This is a genomic window from Caulobacter sp. DWR1-3-2b1 (assembly GCF_049895765.1).
GTDB lineage: Bacteria > Pseudomonadota > Alphaproteobacteria > Caulobacterales > Caulobacteraceae > Caulobacter.
On the sequence record NZ_JAFCSZ010000005.1, the window covers coordinates 229,670 to 246,518 of the forward strand.

At 65.0% G+C, this 16,849-nt stretch carries 15 protein-coding genes and 3 pseudogenes; 5 read left to right on the forward strand and 13 right to left on the reverse strand.

Going from position 1 to position 16,849, the window contains the following annotated elements:
* Positions 1-172 precede the first annotated feature (172 nt).
* The 11 genes from ACP69S_RS07660 to ACP69S_RS07710 all read right to left on the reverse strand — a co-directional run bounded on the left by ACP69S_RS07660 (position 173) and on the right by ACP69S_RS07710 (position 10,975).
* The gene (locus tag ACP69S_RS07660) at positions 173-1,243 is read right to left on the reverse strand and encodes a M48 family metallopeptidase (protein ID WP_425995977.1); all 1,071 of its coding nucleotides are present in this window, start codon (positions 1,241-1,243) and stop codon (positions 173-175) included.
* 1 nt (position 1,244) lies between these two features.
* The gene (locus ACP69S_RS07665) at positions 1,245-2,318 is read right to left on the reverse strand and encodes a YjgN family protein (protein WP_425995978.1); all 1,074 of its coding nucleotides are present in this window, start codon (positions 2,316-2,318) and stop codon (positions 1,245-1,247) included.
* Between the two features lie 87 nt (positions 2,319-2,405).
* Complete coding sequence (locus tag ACP69S_RS07670) at positions 2,406-2,990, reverse strand: hypothetical protein (RefSeq protein ID WP_425995979.1); 585 nt, start codon at positions 2,988-2,990, stop codon at positions 2,406-2,408.
* Between the two features lie 68 nt (positions 2,991-3,058).
* The gene (gene metH / locus ACP69S_RS07675; protein WP_425995980.1) at positions 3,059-5,776 is read right to left on the reverse strand and encodes a methionine synthase; all 2,718 of its coding nucleotides are present in this window, start codon (positions 5,774-5,776) and stop codon (positions 3,059-3,061) included.
* Positions 5,725-6,126, reverse strand: a complete 402-nt coding sequence (locus tag ACP69S_RS07680) for a DUF4259 domain-containing protein (RefSeq protein WP_425995981.1) — start codon at positions 6,124-6,126, stop codon at positions 5,725-5,727. Before ACP69S_RS07680 ends, metH begins: the two co-directional genes overlap by 52 nt.
* 1 nt (position 6,127) lies before the next feature.
* On the reverse strand, positions 6,128-7,207 hold the full coding sequence (locus tag ACP69S_RS07685; RefSeq protein ID WP_425995982.1) for a homocysteine S-methyltransferase family protein: 1,080 nt from the start codon (positions 7,205-7,207) through the stop codon (positions 6,128-6,130).
* Positions 7,204-8,073 (reverse strand): subclass B3 metallo-beta-lactamase, encoded by an 870-nt coding sequence (gene bla, locus ACP69S_RS07690; protein ID WP_425995983.1) that lies wholly within the window; start codon positions 8,071-8,073, stop codon positions 7,204-7,206. The genes ACP69S_RS07685 and bla overlap by 4 nt, the downstream gene beginning before the upstream one ends.
* Entirely contained in the window at positions 8,070-9,041 is a 972-nt protein-coding gene (gene metF, locus ACP69S_RS07695) for a methylenetetrahydrofolate reductase [NAD(P)H] (RefSeq protein WP_425995984.1), read from the reverse strand. Before metF ends, bla begins: the two co-directional genes overlap by 4 nt.
* Positions 9,038-10,015, reverse strand: coding sequence for an ArsR/SmtB family transcription factor (locus tag ACP69S_RS07700; protein WP_425995985.1), 978 nt, complete (start codon positions 10,013-10,015; stop codon positions 9,038-9,040). The genes metF and ACP69S_RS07700 overlap by 4 nt, the downstream gene beginning before the upstream one ends.
* A 76-nt stretch (positions 10,016-10,091) precedes the next feature.
* Positions 10,092-10,466: a VOC family protein gene (locus tag ACP69S_RS07705; RefSeq protein ID WP_425995986.1), complete on the reverse strand. Its 375-nt coding sequence runs from the start codon at positions 10,464-10,466 to the stop codon at positions 10,092-10,094.
* A gap of 74 nt (positions 10,467-10,540) precedes the next feature.
* Positions 10,541-10,975 carry a winged helix-turn-helix transcriptional regulator gene (locus ACP69S_RS07710; protein WP_425996001.1) on the reverse strand — a complete coding sequence of 145 codons (435 nt, stop codon included), beginning with the start codon at positions 10,973-10,975 and terminating at the stop codon, positions 10,541-10,543.
* On the opposite strand from ACP69S_RS07710, the pseudogene ACP69S_RS07715 reads away from it, so the two are divergent.
* Both ACP69S_RS07715 and ACP69S_RS07720 read left to right on the forward strand, forming a co-directional pair.
* Positions 10,974-11,255: pseudogene (locus ACP69S_RS07715) on the forward strand (carboxymuconolactone decarboxylase family protein); the annotation flags it as partial. The gene ACP69S_RS07710 and the pseudogene ACP69S_RS07715 overlap by 2 nt on opposite strands.
* Positions 11,254-11,519, forward strand: a pseudogene (locus tag ACP69S_RS07720) (hypothetical protein). The pseudogenes ACP69S_RS07715 and ACP69S_RS07720, both read left to right, overlap by 2 nt.
* Here ACP69S_RS07720 and ACP69S_RS07725 read toward each other — a convergent pair.
* Positions 11,516-12,475, reverse strand: a complete 960-nt coding sequence (locus ACP69S_RS07725) for a 2-hydroxyacid dehydrogenase (RefSeq protein WP_425995987.1) — start codon at positions 12,473-12,475, stop codon at positions 11,516-11,518. The pseudogene ACP69S_RS07720 and the gene ACP69S_RS07725 overlap by 4 nt on opposite strands.
* Before the next feature lie 400 nt (positions 12,476-12,875).
* Between ACP69S_RS07725 and ACP69S_RS07730 the strand changes: the two genes are divergently transcribed.
* Both ACP69S_RS07730 and ACP69S_RS07735 read left to right on the forward strand, forming a co-directional pair.
* Positions 12,876-13,364: a hypothetical protein gene (locus tag ACP69S_RS07730; RefSeq protein ID WP_425995988.1), complete on the forward strand. Its 489-nt coding sequence runs from the start codon at positions 12,876-12,878 to the stop codon at positions 13,362-13,364.
* A 60-nt stretch (positions 13,365-13,424) separates the two neighbouring features.
* Positions 13,425-13,841 carry a hypothetical protein gene (locus ACP69S_RS07735; RefSeq protein WP_425995989.1) on the forward strand — a complete coding sequence of 139 codons (417 nt, stop codon included), beginning with the start codon at positions 13,425-13,427 and terminating at the stop codon, positions 13,839-13,841.
* 39 nt (positions 13,842-13,880) lie between these two features.
* On the opposite strand, the gene ACP69S_RS07740 is transcribed toward ACP69S_RS07735, so the two are convergent.
* Positions 13,881-16,682: a calcium-binding protein gene (locus ACP69S_RS07740; RefSeq protein ID WP_425996000.1), complete on the reverse strand. Its 2,802-nt coding sequence runs from the start codon at positions 16,680-16,682 to the stop codon at positions 13,881-13,883.
* A gap of 35 nt (positions 16,683-16,717) precedes the next feature.
* Here ACP69S_RS07740 and ACP69S_RS07745 point away from each other — a divergent pair.
* Positions 16,718-16,849: pseudogene (locus ACP69S_RS07745) on the forward strand (IS481 family transposase); the annotation flags it as partial.

The window sequence follows — 16,849 nt, forward strand, 5'->3', positions numbered from 1 at the left end:
ACCGATTTGAGGACGGTCGGACGCCATTATTGGCCAGGTCACGGGCATCGCGAAGGCCCGCCCTAGAGCCCTTCCCGACCTGATGGCTTCATCAGGGTCGGGAAGGGCTCTAAATCAAGAGTTTAGAGCATTTTTCGATCCGATAACCGTTTCACACTTATCGGAAAATGCTCTAGCGCCGAACCACTTGGCAAGCCGCCTTCAGAACCCGCCAGTCGGCCTCGGACAGAGCCGGCGTCCCGTGCGCGGCCACCGCCGCGGCGCGATGCGCGCGCTCGGCGGTGTCGGGGTGGGTCGCGAACCATTCGGCGGCGCGACGCAGCCGAGGATCGTCCTTGCGATTGGCCATCCGCCCGAAAAAGTCCGCCATGCCGCGGGTCGAGATGTCTTGGGCGCCCAGCAGTTGGATGGCCCGCGCATCGGCCTCGGTCTCGAGATCGCGACTGAAGCGCTGATCAGCGAAACCGCCGGCCAAGAGCACGGCCTGCTGACCAGCGCCCGTGCCGCCGCCAACCACAGCGTCCAACAACAGCCCCGCGCCCATCGAGCGCCAGGCCGCCTGCATGGCGTGCCGACGCTCGACGTGAGCGATTTCGTGGGCGATGACCGCCGCCAGCTCGTCTGACGTGCGAGCTTGGGCGATCAGGTCGTCGGTGACCAGGATCGCGCCCCCCGGCAGGGCGAAGGCGTTGACGAACGGCGCCCGCACCGCCTGGACCCTGATGTCGAACGCCGAGGTTGAGCCTTCAGCTAAGCGATCGCCCAGATCCGACAGGATCGCCGCCCCGCTCGGGTCACCCTTGCAGGGCCGGAACGCGACCTTGAACTGGGCCTCCATGTTTGAGCCGAACCGGGCCTCCAGAGCCGGCGGGGTCCAGGCGGCCAGTGGGCCAGCCGCACGGGGAACGCCGACGAAGACGACCGCGGCCAAGGTGGCGCCTGCCCCGACCAGTCCAGCGATAAGCCCCCATTCGGTTCCGCGTCCGCGTCGCGCAATCGCGTTCGCTGACCGGCCGGAAAAAGCCCGCCACGGCTGGATTTCGACGACCAGCCGCGCGTCGTCGTCACCACGCGTCAGGCGATAGCGGCCCGCGGCGTGCGCTGCCTCTCGCACCTCCTCCAGTGGCCAGTCGATCCCGACGTGAGGATCGTCCAGCGCCTGCGCGGTCACCCTGCCCGCCTGCAGACCGATCTCGACCCGCCATGCGCGTGACGTTAAGCCGTCGTAGAGCAGGCCTTCCACGTCAGAACGGCGAGACGTCGAAGGCGTCGGCCAGGCCTTCGCCCGTCTTCGGCCCGCGCGAGGCTTGCAGCGCGTCCGCCAAGGGCGCTTCGCCGGCGCTGGACAGCCTGGAGATCATGAACTTGGCAGTGCGGGCCATTACGACCGGGGTCAGGAAGCCTAAGGTCAAGAGCATGATCAGCACATTGGTCAAGGTCAGGCCAATCAGGGGGGCGGCTTTGATATCAATTCCAAACTTGGCGTCGCCCAAGCGGATCGAACCAGCGATGGTTCGCATTACGGCCGCGTGATAGGGCGCGGTGGCGACCACAAGGAACAGGGTATAGAGCAGCGCATAGCCGTAGATTTTCACAAACAAGGTAGCACCGGGCTCGGTTCCGCTCTGCATAGAGTTCATCACAGCAGGCATAATGGCGGCGATAAGCACCCCGTAGCCGGCCATGCCAGCGACCCAAGCAAGAGCGAACGGCCCATAGAGGCCCTCCTTGCGCGAACGCTCCCAGCGCAGCTTCTGATCGCCATACGACATCCCGCCCCACAGCTTCTCGGCGATCCGCATCGACATGGCCGGCGCGTACCAGCCCAGGGTGATCATGACGAGCAACGTATAGCCAAGATAGGACCAGCCGAACTTGCTGGCCGAACCCTGCAATTGGAACCGCACACCGCGCCACACCGTACGGCTGGCCATGTAGCGATAGGTCATGAAGATCGCCGCGCCGATCAGTACGATGATCGCGATATAGAGCGGCAGCATCAGCAGGGTGAACATCGGGCTGACGAACTGGATCGCCAGGATCAGCGCCAGATAGGGCACGCCCAGCACCAACAGCGCGATCAGGAAGCCACGGAACAGCTCCCCACCCTTGCCGGTATACTCGAAGGGCTCGTTGTTCAGGGTGATGTGCGACCAGACCCGGCGGCGCACCTCGGTCTTCCCCCAGAACCGGTACAGCGTCAGGGTGATGATATTGAGCAAGCCGTTTTTCAGGCTAAGGCCGATGAACGCCCCCGGCTTGATCGTGTGGCCAAACGTCAGCGTCTCGCCCTTCACGGGCGATTGAGCGCCATCCATGAAAATCCCCTAAGCCCCCGCCCGCAACTGTCGCGAGCAAGCAACCCTTGCGGGTTTTGGTTTGGAGGTCAACCTGCCATGGCGTAGCTAGGCCGTTGGCGTGCCAAGGCTGCCGACAATGCGCTTTCGGAAGACGAGCGTCGTCAGCGCCGTGGCCAGCAGAGTGCCCAGCGCATTTCCGAATACGCCCTGCGCAACAGCCCACCTGACGCAAACTTCGACCAAAGCTCCGACAGCGGGAACCATAGCGGCGATGGCGCCAACCAACGCGACGGAGGGCCAGCCGAGGACGCCCCAGAAGGCGGCAACCATGTCAAAGCGATCCGAGGGCAGCGGCCGATGGACTGCGGAGAAAATGCCGAGACCACCGGTCAAGGCCGCCATAGCCAGCAGCACGCCGATCAAAAAGGCTATGCCGCCAAAAAGACTGCGCTCTTGAAAGATTTCAACAATGCTTGAAACGTTCGAAATGATCATCACAGCAAAGAACAACGTGAACAGGATGCTCGACGTCGTCGCATAGTCGTAGCCGAGCCAGAGAACGAAGACGGCCAGCCAAGCATAAACAATTGCCGCGACAGCCAACAGGAAGAGCCCAAAGCTCCTCCAGACTTTAGGTTTTTCCTTCGATTGGCTCATAGCCGCCCCCAGCCAGTCCATACCGATGTACATTCGGTAGACGCGGCTCGAGATTGTCAATCTTAAAGCGATCAGCTCGGCTAGTTCGCCATAACCGGGCCTTAAGCCGCCGCCTCGCGAGCCCTCGCGCCTGGATCATAGTTCAAGATCGGCGACAGCCATTTCTCGGCCTTGGTTAGGTCCCAGCCCTTGCGGCGCGCGTAGTCCTCGACCTGATCCAGATCCACCTTGCCAACACCGAAATAGTGGCTCTTGGGGTGGCTGAAATAGAGGCCGCTAACCGCCGCGCCGGGGCTCATGGCGTAGCTCTCGGTCAGGATCATGCCAGTGGCCGCCTCGGCGTCCAGCAGCTTGAACAGAGTGCCCTTTTCGGTGTGGTCGGGCTGGGCCGGATAGCCGGGAGCCGGGCGGATGCCCTGGTACTTTTCGGCGATCATCACATCGGCGTCGGCCGGCTCGTCAGGGGCGTAGCCCCACAGCTCGACGCGGGCCTTGTAGTGCAGCCACTCGGCGAAGGCTTCGGCCAGACGGTCGGCCAGGGCCGAGGCCATGATGGCGCTGTAGTCGTCGCCGGCGTCCTTGAAGCGCTTGACGATCTCGTCCTCGCCATGGCCGGCGGTGACGGCGAAGCCGCCGACATAGTCCGCCCCCTGCCCCAGCGGCGCGACGAAGTCCGCCAGCGCGGCGTTGGTCTTGCCGGCCCCCTTGTCCATCTGCTGCCGCAGGGTGTGCAGGCGCGACAGCTCCACGGTGCGGGTGTCGTCCGTATAAAGAATGATGTCGTCGCCCTGCGCCTGGGCCGGCCAGAAGCCGATCACGCCCTTGGCGCCAAACCACTTTTCGGCGACGACCTTGTCGAGCATCTCGCGGGCTTCGCGATAGAGGTCGGTGGCGGCCTGGCCGACCACGTCGTCTTCCAGGATCTGCGGGAAACGGCCGATCAGCTCCCAGCTGGCGAAGAACGGCGACCAGTCGATGAAGGGGACCAACTCGGCGAGGCTCGGCTCGAAGGTGCGCGCGCCGATGAAGCTCGGCTTGGGTGGCGTGTAGCCTTCCCAGTCGATGGCTAACTTCTTCTGCCGCGCCTCGGCGATGCCCGTGCGAGCCTTGGCCGTCAGCCCCCGGGCATACTGCTCGCGGATACGGACATATTCGGTGCGCGTCTCGGCCTGTAACCGGTCGCGTTCCGAGACAGACAGCAGGCCCGAGACCACGCCCACGGCCCGGCTGGCGTCCAGCACATAGGTGGTCGAGCCCTTGTGATAGGCCGGTTCGATCTTGACCGCCGTATGGGTGCGGCTGGTGGTGGCGCCGCCGATCAGCAGCGGAATGGTGAAACCCTGGCGCTCCATCTCGGCGGCCACGAACACCATCTCGTCCAGCGACGGGGTGATCAGGCCTGACAAGCCGATCATGTCGACCTTGTGCTTCTTGGCTTCTTCGAGGATGCGGTCGGCCGGGACCATCACACCCAGGTCGATGACCTCGTAATTGTTACACTGCAGCACGACGCCGACGATGTTCTTGCCGATGTCGTGGACGTCGCCCTTGACCGTCGCCATCAGGATGCGGCCGGCCTGCTCCCGAGGCTTGCCGGCCTTCTCGGCCTCCATGAACGGCTCCAGCCAGGCCACGGCCTGCTTCATCACGCGGGCCGATTTCACCACCTGCGGCAGGAACATCTTGCCCGAGCCGAACAGGTCGCCGACCACGTTCATGCCATCCATCAGATGGCCCTCGATAACGTGCAGCGGCCGCTCGACCGACAGGCGGGCCTCTTCGGTATCGACGTCGATAAATTCAGTGATGCCGTTGACCAGGGCGTGGGTGATGCGTTCGCCCACAGTCCCCTTGCGCCATTCCAGATTGGCGGTCTGGACCTGGCTCTTGTCGCCCTTGTAGCGCGGGGCCAGATCGACCAGCCGCTCGGTGTTGGAGACATTGGTCCGCTGCGGACGGTTGAGGATCACGTCCTCGACGGCCTCGCGCAGTTCGGCGTCCAGCGTGTCGTAGACCGGCAGATCGCCGGCGTTGACGATGCCCATGTCCATACCCGCCGCGATGGCGTGGTACAGGAACACCGAGTGGATGGCCCGGCGCACCGGCTCGTTGCCGCGGAAGCTGAACGAGACGTTCGACACCCCGCCGCTGATCCGGGCGTAGGGGCAGCGCTTCTTGATCTCGCGGGCGCCCTCGATGAAGTCGACGGCGTAGTTGTCGTGCTCCTCGATCCCGGTCGCCACGGCGAAGATGTTGGGGTCGAAGATGATGTCTTCGGCCGGGAAGCCCACCTTGTCGACCAGGATGCGATAGGCCTTCTCACAAATCTCGATCTTGCGGGCGGCGGTATCGGCCTGACCCTGCTCGTCGAAGGCCATCACCACCACGGCCGCGCCGTAGCGCAGGCACAGCTTGGCCTGTTCGATGAACTTCTCCTCGCCCTCCTTCATGGAGATCGAGTTGACGATGGCCTTGCCCTGCACGCACTTCAGGCCAGCCTCGATCACCTCCCACTTGGAGCTGTCGATCATCACCGGCACCCGGGCGATGTCGGGCTCGGCGGCCATCAGGTTCAGGTAGGTGACCATGGCCAGCTTGGAGTCGAGCAGGCCCTCGTCCATGTTGACGTCGATGACCTGGGCGCCGGCCTCGACCTGCTGGCGCGCGACGGACAGAGCGGCCGGATAGTCGCCCTCGATGACCAGCTTCTTGAACTTGGCAGAGCCAGTGACGTTGGTGCGCTCACCGATATTGACGAAGACTGGTCTCATGATTGGCCGTTCAACAGGGATTGCAGCCCCGCGATCTGGGTCAGCCATGCATCGTGGTCCTCGCCCTCCTGCCAGGTTTCGTCGAGTTCGGAGGCCGGGCCAACAATGCGGGCCAAGGCCTTGCGGGCCAGGTTGGCGGAGCCTTCCGGCGGCGCGCCGAGCGCTGCCTTCAGGTCGGCGTGGGTGTCGGGCAGCACTGAGCCCGCCCCCACGCACGAGGCGACGATCCCGGCGGCGGCCACGGCCATCTCGCCCTCGGGTTCCTCAAGGTACCCCGTGACGCTTGAGACATGCTCCAGCAGCGCGATCACCGTGCGCCAGTCCGGCGCCTCGGTCAGGTCCTCGATGAAGTCGGCGGCTTCTTCGTTGTCGAAAGGTCCGGGAGCCCAGGCAGTCATCTCAACCCACCAGTTCGAACGGCTCGAGGCCCGCCAGGCGCATGGCCTTGGGACGCTCGGGGATGGCGCGCGGGGTGACGCCCGCAACAGCTTCGGCGACGTGGCGGATGTGGTCGGGCGTCGTGCCGCAGCAGCCGCCGAGAATGTTGACCAGGCCATCGGACGCCCATTCGTGCAGGGCGTGGCCGGTCTGGTGCGGCTCCTCGTCATATTCACCCATGGCGTTGGGCAGGCCGGCATTGGGATAGGCCGCCACCAGGGTGTCGGCGATGCGGGCCATCTCGGCGATGTGCGGGCGCATCAGGTCGGCGCCCAAGGCGCAGTTGAAGCCCACGGCGAACGGCTTGCAGTGCTTGACCGAGTTCCAGAAGGCTTCTGCCGTCTGGCCAGACAGGGTGCGGCCCGAGCGGTCGGTGATGGTGCCGCTGATCCAGATCGGCAGCTCCTCATGGCCCTCGTCGCGCAGGTCGAGGATGGCCTTGATCGCGGCCTTGCAGTTCAGCGTGTCGGTAATGGTCTCGATCAGGAACAGATCGACCCCGCCCTCGTACAGGGCCGAGACCTGCTGGCGATAGGCCTCATAGACCTGGTCGAAGGTCACCTTGCGCGCGCCGGGATCGTTGACGTCCGACGACATCGACAGCATCACGTTCAGCGGCCCGATCGAGCCAGCGATGAAGCGTGGCTTTTCCGGGTGTTCGGCCAGCCAGCGGTCGGCGACCTCGCGGCCAATGCGGGCGCCTTCGTAATTGATGTCCCAGACGTCCTGCTCGCCGAGGCGATAGTCGGCCTGGGCGATGGTGGTGCCGGAAAAGGTGTTGGTCTCGGAAATGTCCGCGCCGGCGGCGAAATAGGCGTCGTGCAGTTCCGCCACCAAGTCGGGCCGCGTCAGGCACAGGACGTCGTTATTGCCCTTCATCTGGCCGTCATAGTCGGCGAAGCGCTCGGCGCGGTAGTCGGCTTCGGCCAGCTTCTTCTTCTGGAACATCACGCCCCAGGAGCCGTCGAGGATCAGTACGCGCTCTTTGGCGGCGACCTTCAGGGCCACGATGCGGCCAGCACGAGTGGAAAGATCGGTCATTTGGCTGCTTCCTGCTGGCGCGCCAACTCCTTGTCGAACGCCGCCTCGGACTTGGCGACGAAACGGCCCAGCTCGGTCGGATCGATGAAAGCGCCGTTGTCGCCGCGCAGCACCCGCTGGCGCTTGGCCAGCAGATCCCCCTGCTCCGGATGCACCGGCAGGAAGACATCAGCCGGCATCGCCTTCAGCTTGGCGAAGGTGGCGCGGTAGTCCGACACGTTCCTGGGATAGGTCTTGTTGCCGATCAGAGCGTTACCGGCCACCGAGACCGAGTTGAAGAACACCACGTTCAGCGGGCGCCCGCGCTCGGTCGTCGACAGGGTCCAAGTGGTCCCGCCGATGGTGTGGCCAGGAGTTAGATGGGCCGTCAGGGTGGCCTCGCCCAGCTTGATCTTCTGGCCGTCGCGGATGGTGCGATCCACCTTCACGGCCGGGAAAGGCGTCAGGCCGTTCTCATTGTCGCCGAAGTGACGCCCCTTCTCCAGGGCTGGCTTGTCCTGTGACGAGGCGTAGAGCCTGGCGCCGGTGCCGGCCTTCATCTGGGCCAGACCGCCGGCGTGATCGAAGTGCGCGTGGCTGTTGATCAGGATCTTCACGTCCGCCAGCTTGAAGCCCAGCCCGACGATGTTGCTCTCGACCAGTTTGGCGCCCTCTGCCGACATGCCGGCGTCGAGCAGCACGTGTCCGGCCGACGAGGTGATCAGGTAGGACGAAAGCCCCTCGGAGCCGACATAATAGACGTTGCCGACCACCCGATAGGGTTTGCTCGGTTTGGTCCAAGCAGCAGGCGGCCCGTCATCGGCGCGCGCGACATTGACGCTTGCCAGCGAAAGCACGCCGCAAAGGATCAGGGCCAGGATCTTCATGCCGCAACCTCCGCAGACGCCGTTTCCCGCTCGCGCACGCCCAGCACGCGGCAGATCGCATAGACCAGATCGGCCCGGTTCAGGGTGTAGAAGTGGAAGTCCTCGAACCCCTGCTCCTGAAGCTTGGCGCACATCTCGGACGCGACCGAGCAGGCGATCAGGCGGCGGGTCTCGGCGTCGTTGTCCAGACCCTCGAACAGGTTCGCCAGCCAGGTCGGCACCGCCGTCTGGCAGGCCTGGGACATCTTTTTCAGACCGTTGAAATTGGTCACCGGCATCACGCCCGGCACGATAGGGATGGTGATCCCGGCGGCGCGAACCTTGTCGTTAAACCGCAGGAAGGCGTCGATATCAAAGAAGAACTGGCTGATCGCCAGCGTCGCCCCGGCGTCGACCTTGGCCTTCAACACGTCGATGTCATGCTCTAGCGACGGGCTCTCGGGATGCTTCTCGGGATAGACGCCGACCAGCACCTCGAACGGCGCGACACCGCGCACGGCATGGGTCAGTTCCGTGGCGTTGGCGTAACCATCCTCGCGGGGCACATAGACGCCGCCGATGCCGCCTTCTGTGGGCGGAGGATCGCCGCGCAAGGAAACGATGTGGCGAACGCCCGTCTCCCAGTATTCGCGGATGACCTCGTCCACTTCCTCGCGGCTGGCGCCGACGCAGGTCAGGTGGGCGGCCGGCTTCAGGCTGGTCTCGTCCAGAATGCGCTTGACCGTGCGGTGCGTGCGCTCGCGCGTTGTGCCACCGGCGCCATAGGTCACCGAGACGAAGGCCGGATCCAGCGGGGCGAGCCGGGTGATGGCCTGCCACAGGCTCTCTTCCATGGCCGGGGTCTTGGGCGGGAAGAACTCGAACGAAACGCGCGGACGGCCGCCAGCCTGGCTCTGGCCGCGCTCGCCGGCGCGGGCCACGGGGCCGATCACGCGGCGCGGGCCAAGACGCGTTGGAGGAAGGGTCATGCGGCGCTCCTTTGCGCGGAAGCAGCGGCTGGACGGCGGGCTGTCCAGATCTTGACGGTCAGCCCCTCAGCCGAAGACGGCGGCAGGGCTATGTTGTTTTCCAGGCTCAGGCCAGCGGCCTCGAGCCAGGGAATGATTTCGGCGTCTTCGAAACCCAGGCGGCGATGCTGGTGGGCTTCGCGCAGGAACTCGTGGTCGTGCGGGGCGAAGTCGGCGATCAGCAGCAGGCCGCCCTGGGCCACCAGCCGCGCGGCCTCGGCCACAGCGGCGGCCGGGTCGCCAAGATAGTGCAAGACCTGGTGGACGGTGACCAGATCGGCGCAGCCGCCCGGCAGGCCGGTGGCGAAGATGTCGCCGTGACGAAGCTCGCACTGCGCCAGACCCGCTTTGGACACCTCGTCGCGGGCGATGTTGAGCATCTGCTGCGACAGATCCAGACCCAGGGCGGCGCTGGCCCGCTGGCCCAGCAGGGTCAGCATACGCCCCGCGCCAGCGCCCAGATCGACCATCTCGTCGAAAGGCCCCTCGCCCGCCGCGCGCAGGATCGCCGCCTCGACCTCGGCCTCGTCGACATAGAGCGAGCGGATCTCGTTCCAGCGGGCGGCGTTGCGGGCGAAATAGGCCTGGGCGCCGGTCGAGCGCTCGGCCCGCACCGTGGCCAGCTTTTCGGCGTCGGCATGAACCGCCGGGTCAGCGTCGTCGATCAGGTCCAGGGCCTGGCCGACCAGATGGCGGCCGGGCGACTTGCTGGCCAGGCGGTAGAAGACCCACGCCCCATCAGGGAAACGCTCCACAAGCCCGGCCTCGGCCAGCAGCTTCAGATGGCGCGACACGCGGGGCTGGCTCTGATCCAGGATCTGGCACAGCTCGAGGACCGAAAGCTCCTCGCTGGCCAGCAAGGCGAGCAGGCGCAGACGCGTCGACTCCCCCGCCGCGCGCAGCACCTCGACAACCTGTTCGGCCGATAGTTTCATAAGGACATAAAGATATCTTTATGTCCGATTTGGCAAGCTGAATTTGAGCGCTAACGCCACGGTGCCATGCGGCAAACTATGCCTCGGCGGCGGCTTCTGGCGGCTCCCAGAGCTCGATCTTGACCCCGTCCGGATCGATAAGCCAGGCAAATCGCCCCATCTCGTCGTCCTGCCGGCCGGTGGGTTCGACACCTTCCGCCGAGGCCTTGGTCAGCACCCCGTCGATATCCTCGACGATGAAATTGATCATGAACGCTGCGGTCGAGGGCTCGAAATAGGTCGTGTCGGCCTTGAATGGCGACCAGTTCGTCCCACCGATCTTCGGATGATCGAACATCGCCCCGCCCCAGTCGTGGACCTCGAAGCCCAGCACTCTAGCATACCACTCGCGCACGGCGACGGGATCGGCCGCCTTGAAGAATATCCCGCCCAGACCCAGCACCTTGGCCATCATCAATCTCCTAAAGCCCTTTCCGACCTGATGGCTTCATCAGGGTCGGGCGAAAAGAGCTTTAAATCAAAAGTTTAGAGCATTTCTCGATCCGATAACCGTTTCACACTTATCGGGAAATGCTCTAGCGCCAGATCATCCGCCCAAGCCTGCGACCAAGTCATGAGAGGCGCAAGCGCCTCGATCAAGGCGCCCCCCCGTGGCGTCAGGCGATAGCCGGCTTCCGCCGACACCACGTCGGCGGCCCGCAATTCGGCCAGGCGGGCGTTCAGCGTGCCGGGCGGCAACTGCGCCGCCGCTTGTAGCGCGCGAAAGGTCAGGACAGCGCCCTCGCGCAGCTCCCAGACGATCCGCAAGGCACCGCGCCGGCCCACCAGATCGAGCACAGCCATGACCGGCCGACCCGTCGTCGAACCGCGCACAGGCTTGCCTGGCAACGGCGCTTCAAAACTTGTAGCAACTGGCGGTTTTGGCATGATACAGATTTTGTAGCAGAAGGAGCCAGCCATGTCCGCCCGCATCGCGCCCGCACAGCCGCCCTACCCCGCCACGGTCCAGAAAACGCTGGACCACCTGAAGACGCCCGGCGACCAGCCGTTGTCGCTGTTTCGCACCCTGGCGCGGGACGAGCGCCTGTTCGCTCGTTTCACCGGTGCGGGCCTGCTCGATCCCGGCCATCTGAGCCTCACCGACCGCGAGATCGTCATCCACCGCATCTGCGCCCTCAATGGCGCGGCCTATGAATGGGGCGTGCACGCAGCGATCTTCGCCAAGGCCGCCGGCCTGGATGCGACACGGCTGGCCGCCACCGCTGCGCCGGGGATCGCCGACTGCTGGTCGCCGCATGAGGCGTTGCTGATCAGCTTCTGCGATGCGGTCAACGCCCGCGCCGACATCGACGGCGATCTCTGGGCGCGACTATCTGGCGCCTTCTCGGAAGAGGCGCGGATCGAGCTGATGATGCTGGCCGGCTTCTATCGCACGGTCAGCCTGCTGGTGAACGGCCTGCGCCTTGAGCCCGAGCCGTTCGCCGCGCCCTTTCCCGAAACCTAGCCCCCGACCGGGCTGGCCAGAGGCTCGCCGTTGAAATAGCAGCGCAGGTTCTCGAGCGTCAGATTGACCATGGCCGGAATACTGTCGAGCGTAGCCCCCGCGGTGTGCGGCGTCAGCACGGTGTGGGGCACGTCGACCCAGCGCGCCGGCTTGGCGGGCTCCTGCTCGAACACGTCCAGAGCGGCCATGCCAAGCGTTCCGGCCTTGAGGGCCTCGATCAGGGCGTCTTCATCGACCAGCGAGCCGCGGGCCACATTGACCAGCAGGCCCTGCGGCCCCAGGGCCTCGATCACGGCCTTCGAGATCATGTGCCGGTTGAAGGCGTCGGGACGGGCGCAGACCACCAGAACGTCGCTGTCGCGGGCCAGAGCCAGCAGGCTTTCGGCGCGCGGTCGCTCGGTCTCCTTGGCGCGCGGCGCCCACCAGGCGACCTTCATCTCGAAGGCTTCGACCCGCCGGGCCACCGCCTCGCCGATATGGCCAAGGCCGACAATGCCGACCTTTCGACCCCGCAGGCCGTGGCGGGGCGACATGCGCTCAGCGTGAGTCCAGCGACCAGCCCGCAAGCGGTGGTCGCCCTCGACGATGCCGCGCCAGGCCGCCAGCATCAGGCCCACCGCATGGTCGGCCACATCGCCGGCGTTAAGGCCCGTGGAGTGGGTCACCGAGATGCTGTGCGCCTTGCACCAGGGCACGTCGACGCCGTCATAGCCGACGCTGACACAGGCGATCAGGCCAAGCCTTGGCATCTCCGACAGCATGTCGCGCGCCAGGCTCATCTCGCCGGCATGGACGATGGCCCGCACGCCGCGCCCAGGGCCGTCCAGAAAGGCCAGATGATCGGGATAGTCCCACAGCCGGTGCACCGTATAGGCGCTCTCCAGCAGCGGTTGCAGCGGCATGAGCATCTCATGCGACAGCAGGACATCCGGCTTTTCGGCGAGGGCTTTGGGCATTTAAGGGCTCCACACGGGCTTGGATGCGAGCGGCTGGACCGCGCTTAAGCTTCAGCCTTCAAGCGGATCAAATTAGGCTCAGTTCCCCGATACGGCCATGGCCTTGCGATCTTGACCGTAAACCTTGCGACTGGTCCATAGGGAACCATGCGCTCATACGATCCGAACCTGCCGATCGTGTCCCTGCACATCCCCAAGACGGCGGGCACCAGCCTCAGATCCACCCTGACTGACTGGTTCGGAAGCCACCGCCTGTTCCTGCATTATCGCGGTCACCAAGGCGAGGCCGCCCGAGCGGTTCGAGCTTGGCGCGGGCCAGTGCGTCCAAGGCCACTTCAACCGTCTGCGCGGCGTAGGAGCCCTCGACTATTATCCGGACGCCCGCCAGTTCACGACCTTCTTGCGCGAGCCGTTTGCGCGGTTCATCTCGCAATGGCGCTACCTGCACTTCCAGCAGCGTATGGGCGTGGCCGTGCCGGCGCTCGACGACAATCCCACCTTCGCCGACTGGTTCGCGCGCCGCGCCGACGGGATGGCTCAAGGCGAGGATGCGTTCTCGTTCCTGGGCCAGCTGGCATGGCCGGTCTCGGCTGAAGATCCCTCCATCGCCTTTGATCGCGACTATGTCGCCGTGGGGATCATGGAGGACTACCAGAACTCGGTCCGGGTCCTGACCGCCGCCCTGGGCTTCACCCCGCCGATCGCCACGCTGCACATCAACCGCGCCGACGACCCGCACCGCGGCGGCGACCCCACGGCTGACTTTCCCGAATGGCGCGAGCACCACCGCGAGGCCTTCGCTATCGAGTACGCGGTCTATGAAGCCGGACGCGCCCGGATGCTGGAAGCGCTGGCGAAACTCAACGAGGCTCAAGCCGCCGACCTGTGAACCGATCCGCAGCGGGGGAGTTGTCCTGCCGGGGTCGGGGTTCAGCACAGGAACCGCGCCATGTTCATCAAGACCATCGCAACCGGGGCCGCCTTGACCTTGGCCATCGCCGCCTCGGCTTCGGCCCAGACCACCGCCAAGCGCAACACGATGATCGGCCCCAAGGCGCCGATCCCGTACGGCCAGCTCAAGGCCTATTCCAACGCCTCGGCCAAGACCCGGGCCAGCAAGGACTGGTGGCAAGACTCCGCCGCCGCCTCGACCGGCGCCGCCGTAGATACTTCAGCCACTGCGCCGATGCCGACCGGTACGCTATCAGGCGACGCCAAGGCCAGCACCTCGACGGACATGATGGTCAACCCATCTTCGTCAATGCCGGCCACGCCACCGATCCAGCCCGGCTCGAGCGTGTCGCCGGAACCCGGCTCGAACCTGCCGGGCTCCACGCCCGACATGCCGCCGCCGACGCCGAAATAGGCTCGAAGCCGAAGCGAGGCGGCTGACGCCGCCTCGCGCCTAGACGAATAGCCAGGCGCCCAAGGTCGCCTCGGTGATACCGACAAGGATCATTTGATCCCCGACGCCGAGACTGATGACCACGCCCTCACCGGTGTAGCTGAGGGTGTAGGCCTGTCCCGCATCGAGCAGCACCCGATCCCCCGCCGCCGCCGAGGGGTCGGTCACCCGATCAAAGGCCGCCCCGGCGAAGAAGTAGAAGGTATCGGCGCCGGCGCCGCCCGTTACCGTGTCATTGCCCCGGTCACCGGCCATCCAGTCATTGCCGGCCCCGCCGTCGATGACGTCATCAGCCTGCCCGCCCCGCACCCAGTCAGCGCCCTCGCCTCCGTAGCAGGTGTCGTTGCCGAGGTTACCATAGACAACGTCGGCGCCGTTTTCGCCGTAGAGCAGGTCGTTGTCCTTTCCGCCCACGACCCAGTCGCCGCCCTCGCCGCCACGGGCTGTGTCGTCGCCGACATTGCCGTTGATCTGGTCGAAGTCGTCGCCTCCGAGGATGGTGTCATTGCCATCGCCGCCCCAGAGAGTGTCCAGGCCGGAACCGCCGGTCAGCGTGTCGTTGCCCGCCAAACCCTGAATGAAGTCGCCGCCACCACCGCCGTCGGCGCTGTCGTTCCCAGCACCGGCGTCCACCGTGTCCGAGCCTGAAGCCCCGACGATTTCGTCCGCGCCTTCACCGCCGACCAAGAGGTTGGAACCCCCGCTGACGAAGATGCGGTCGTTTCCATCGCCTCCATCCAATGTGGAGCCAAGGTTGCCGCCGGAGAGATAGTCCGCGCCGGTTTCGCCATACAGCTTTCCCGGCCCGAACAGCTGGTCGTCACCCGTTCCACCGTAGGCGCTGTCGCCGGCGCTAACGGTCATGAGGCCGTCATTGCCGGCGCCGCCGCGAAGAATGTTGGCCGCCCCCGGCAAATCGGGATCAGAGCCATAGTAGGTAACGGTGTCCGACCAGATGAGGTCGTTCCCCTCCCCACCTTCGAGCAGATCGTCGCCCTGACCGCCATGAAGGAAGTCATCGCCGTCCCCGCCCTGGATCGTATCGGCGCCCGGCCCACCGCGAATGAGATCTGCGCCCAAGTCACCGGCGATCAGGTCGGCGCCTTGATTGCCGTGCAGGATGTCCGCGCCAGCGCCGCCATTGATGGTGTCGTTCCCGCCGAGCCCGAAGAGTTCTTCGTTCGCCGCCCCACCGTTTATGACCTCGGAAGCGTTGGTCGCAGTTCCGACCTTCGCCATCGTGTTCGCAACGAACATGTCGCTTGTGAAAATAACCGATCCAGTGAACTTGGCTACAAAGTCTGCCGCATCCAGCTTATTGTTATTATCACGGTCAATTATGAGATACGAATTTCCAACATTGCTCCAAGACCATATATGCTGAAATCCGGGACCATAACCGCCGCTAAGCGAAATTGTACTATTCAGCGCGAGCGCAAATGTCGGATTATCGATGGACCCAGCAATGATATAGTATCCTGGGTATAGAATGGTGAACGGAAGGGAGATTTTGTCTCCATCCGATGCAGTGAAGTCTTGGAACGCACTCTGCTGGGCATACGATCCCTCCAACCCGTTCAGGATGAATGTGTCGGCCCCGGCCCCTCCTCGAACAACGTTTGAGTTGCCGCGCACGTCGAAAACGTCATTGCCAGCGCCGCCGTCGAGCGTCGAAGACATCCCGGTGAGGTCATCGTCGCCCGCTCCGCCGAGCAGGAGATTTCCCCCCGATCCGAAATGGACGTCCGTGTCGAGAATGTCGTTGCCGTCGCCGCCCTCGAGCGTATCGTGCGAGCCTCCGAGCAGTTGATCGTTTCCGGCCCCGCCCAGCAGCAGATTGCCGCCGCCGTCCGCCGAATACATGTTGTCCCAGAGCAGGTCGTCGCCCGCCCCGCCTTCAAGACGGTCGGCGCCGGCCTCGCCGTAAAGTCGGTCGTTTCCAGATCCGCCCATAAGAGAGTCGGCGCCGCCCCCGCCGTTCAGTGTATCGTCGCCGTCAAGGCCCGACGCCGACTCCGGGCCGCTTCCCCCAACGAAATGATCGCCCGCGGCAGTGCCGGTCCAGGTCCCATCGGCCAAAGACGTGTTCACGACGTAGGGATCATACAGCCCGGGGGACGCGACCAGATCGTCACGACCGATTGACGGAGCCCCGTCAAACGCAAGAATTTCGTCGGCGCCACCCAGCAGGCCGTCGCCATCAGTGTCGATGATGAGATAGGTGACCGGCGCTGTCGTCCAGGTGAAAATCCCAGCGAAGCCTGCGCGATGGCCATCGCCGAGCGATTGCCCCAAGGTCAGGCTGAAGCCGTTCCGAACTTCACCGCCCCAAACTGCCTTGCCCGGTATGTTGTCCCCATCTCCCCCTCCGCCGCTGAGAGCGATCTTGTCGCCTTCAGCCCGGGAGAAGTCAGCGATCCGGTCAATGCTAAGCAGGTTGTTCGTGGTGCCCGGCGCCTTCACGTAAGTGTTGAAGACGAACAGGTCGGCGCCACTTCCGCCGCGCAGAACATCGATGTCCGATGGGTCCGACCCGTAGCACTGCAGAACCAGTGTGTCGTCGCCGGCGCCGCCGTCCAGCGTATCCGAGCCTTTGCCGCCCTCCAAGTCGTCGGCGCCGTTTCCGCCCGACGCCTGATCATCGCCGCCATAGCCCCTGACGATATCAGCGCCGTCCTCGCCGAAGAACAGCTCGCCGTCCGCGCTGCCGAGGAAGACGTCGTCCCCCGCGCCGCCTTTTAGCGTATCCGCTCCGCCGCGAAGTTCGAAATGGTCGTTACCTGTTTGGTCCCGGACTTTGATGGTGCACTATTTTCCGATGGTTGGAAGGATGCGCTATGGGGCAGGTAGACCACGGGAGCGCCACAACGACAGCGGCGGTCCGTCGAGCGATACAGCATAGTCAAGAGAGCCTGAGGGGCCTGGCGAAGCGTCATGGGATCAACCCCAAGACCGTCGCCAAGTGGAAG

Coding starts and splice junctions, on each gene's coding strand:
- ACP69S_RS07700 (WP_425995985.1), bottom strand. CDS start 10,015: ATGAAACTATCGGCCGAACAGGTTGTCGAGGTGCTGCGCGCGGCGGGG.
- ACP69S_RS07710 (WP_425996001.1), bottom strand. CDS start 10,975: ATGGCTGGCTCCTTCTGCTACAAAATCTGTATCATGCCAAAACCGCCA.
- ACP69S_RS07670 (WP_425995979.1), bottom strand. CDS start 2,990: ATGTACATCGGTATGGACTGGCTGGGGGCGGCTATGAGCCAATCGAAG.
- ACP69S_RS07685 (WP_425995982.1), bottom strand. CDS start 7,207: ATGACCGATCTTTCCACTCGTGCTGGCCGCATCGTGGCCCTGAAGGTC.
- bla (WP_425995983.1), bottom strand. CDS start 8,073: ATGAAGATCCTGGCCCTGATCCTTTGCGGCGTGCTTTCGCTGGCAAGC.
- metF (WP_425995984.1), bottom strand. CDS start 9,041: ATGACCCTTCCTCCAACGCGTCTTGGCCCGCGCCGCGTGATCGGCCCC.
- ACP69S_RS07680 (WP_425995981.1), bottom strand. CDS start 6,126: ATGACTGCCTGGGCTCCCGGACCTTTCGACAACGAAGAAGCCGCCGAC.
- ACP69S_RS07665 (WP_425995978.1), bottom strand. CDS start 2,318: ATGGATGGCGCTCAATCGCCCGTGAAGGGCGAGACGCTGACGTTTGGC.
- ACP69S_RS07705 (WP_425995986.1), bottom strand. CDS start 10,466: ATGGCCAAGGTGCTGGGTCTGGGCGGGATATTCTTCAAGGCGGCCGAT.
- ACP69S_RS07725 (WP_425995987.1), bottom strand. CDS start 12,475: ATGCCCAAAGCCCTCGCCGAAAAGCCGGATGTCCTGCTGTCGCATGAG.
- ACP69S_RS07735 (WP_425995989.1), top strand. CDS start 13,425: ATGTTCATCAAGACCATCGCAACCGGGGCCGCCTTGACCTTGGCCATC.
- metH (WP_425995980.1), bottom strand. CDS start 5,776: ATGGCTGACCCAGATCGCGGGGCTGCAATCCCTGTTGAACGGCCAATC.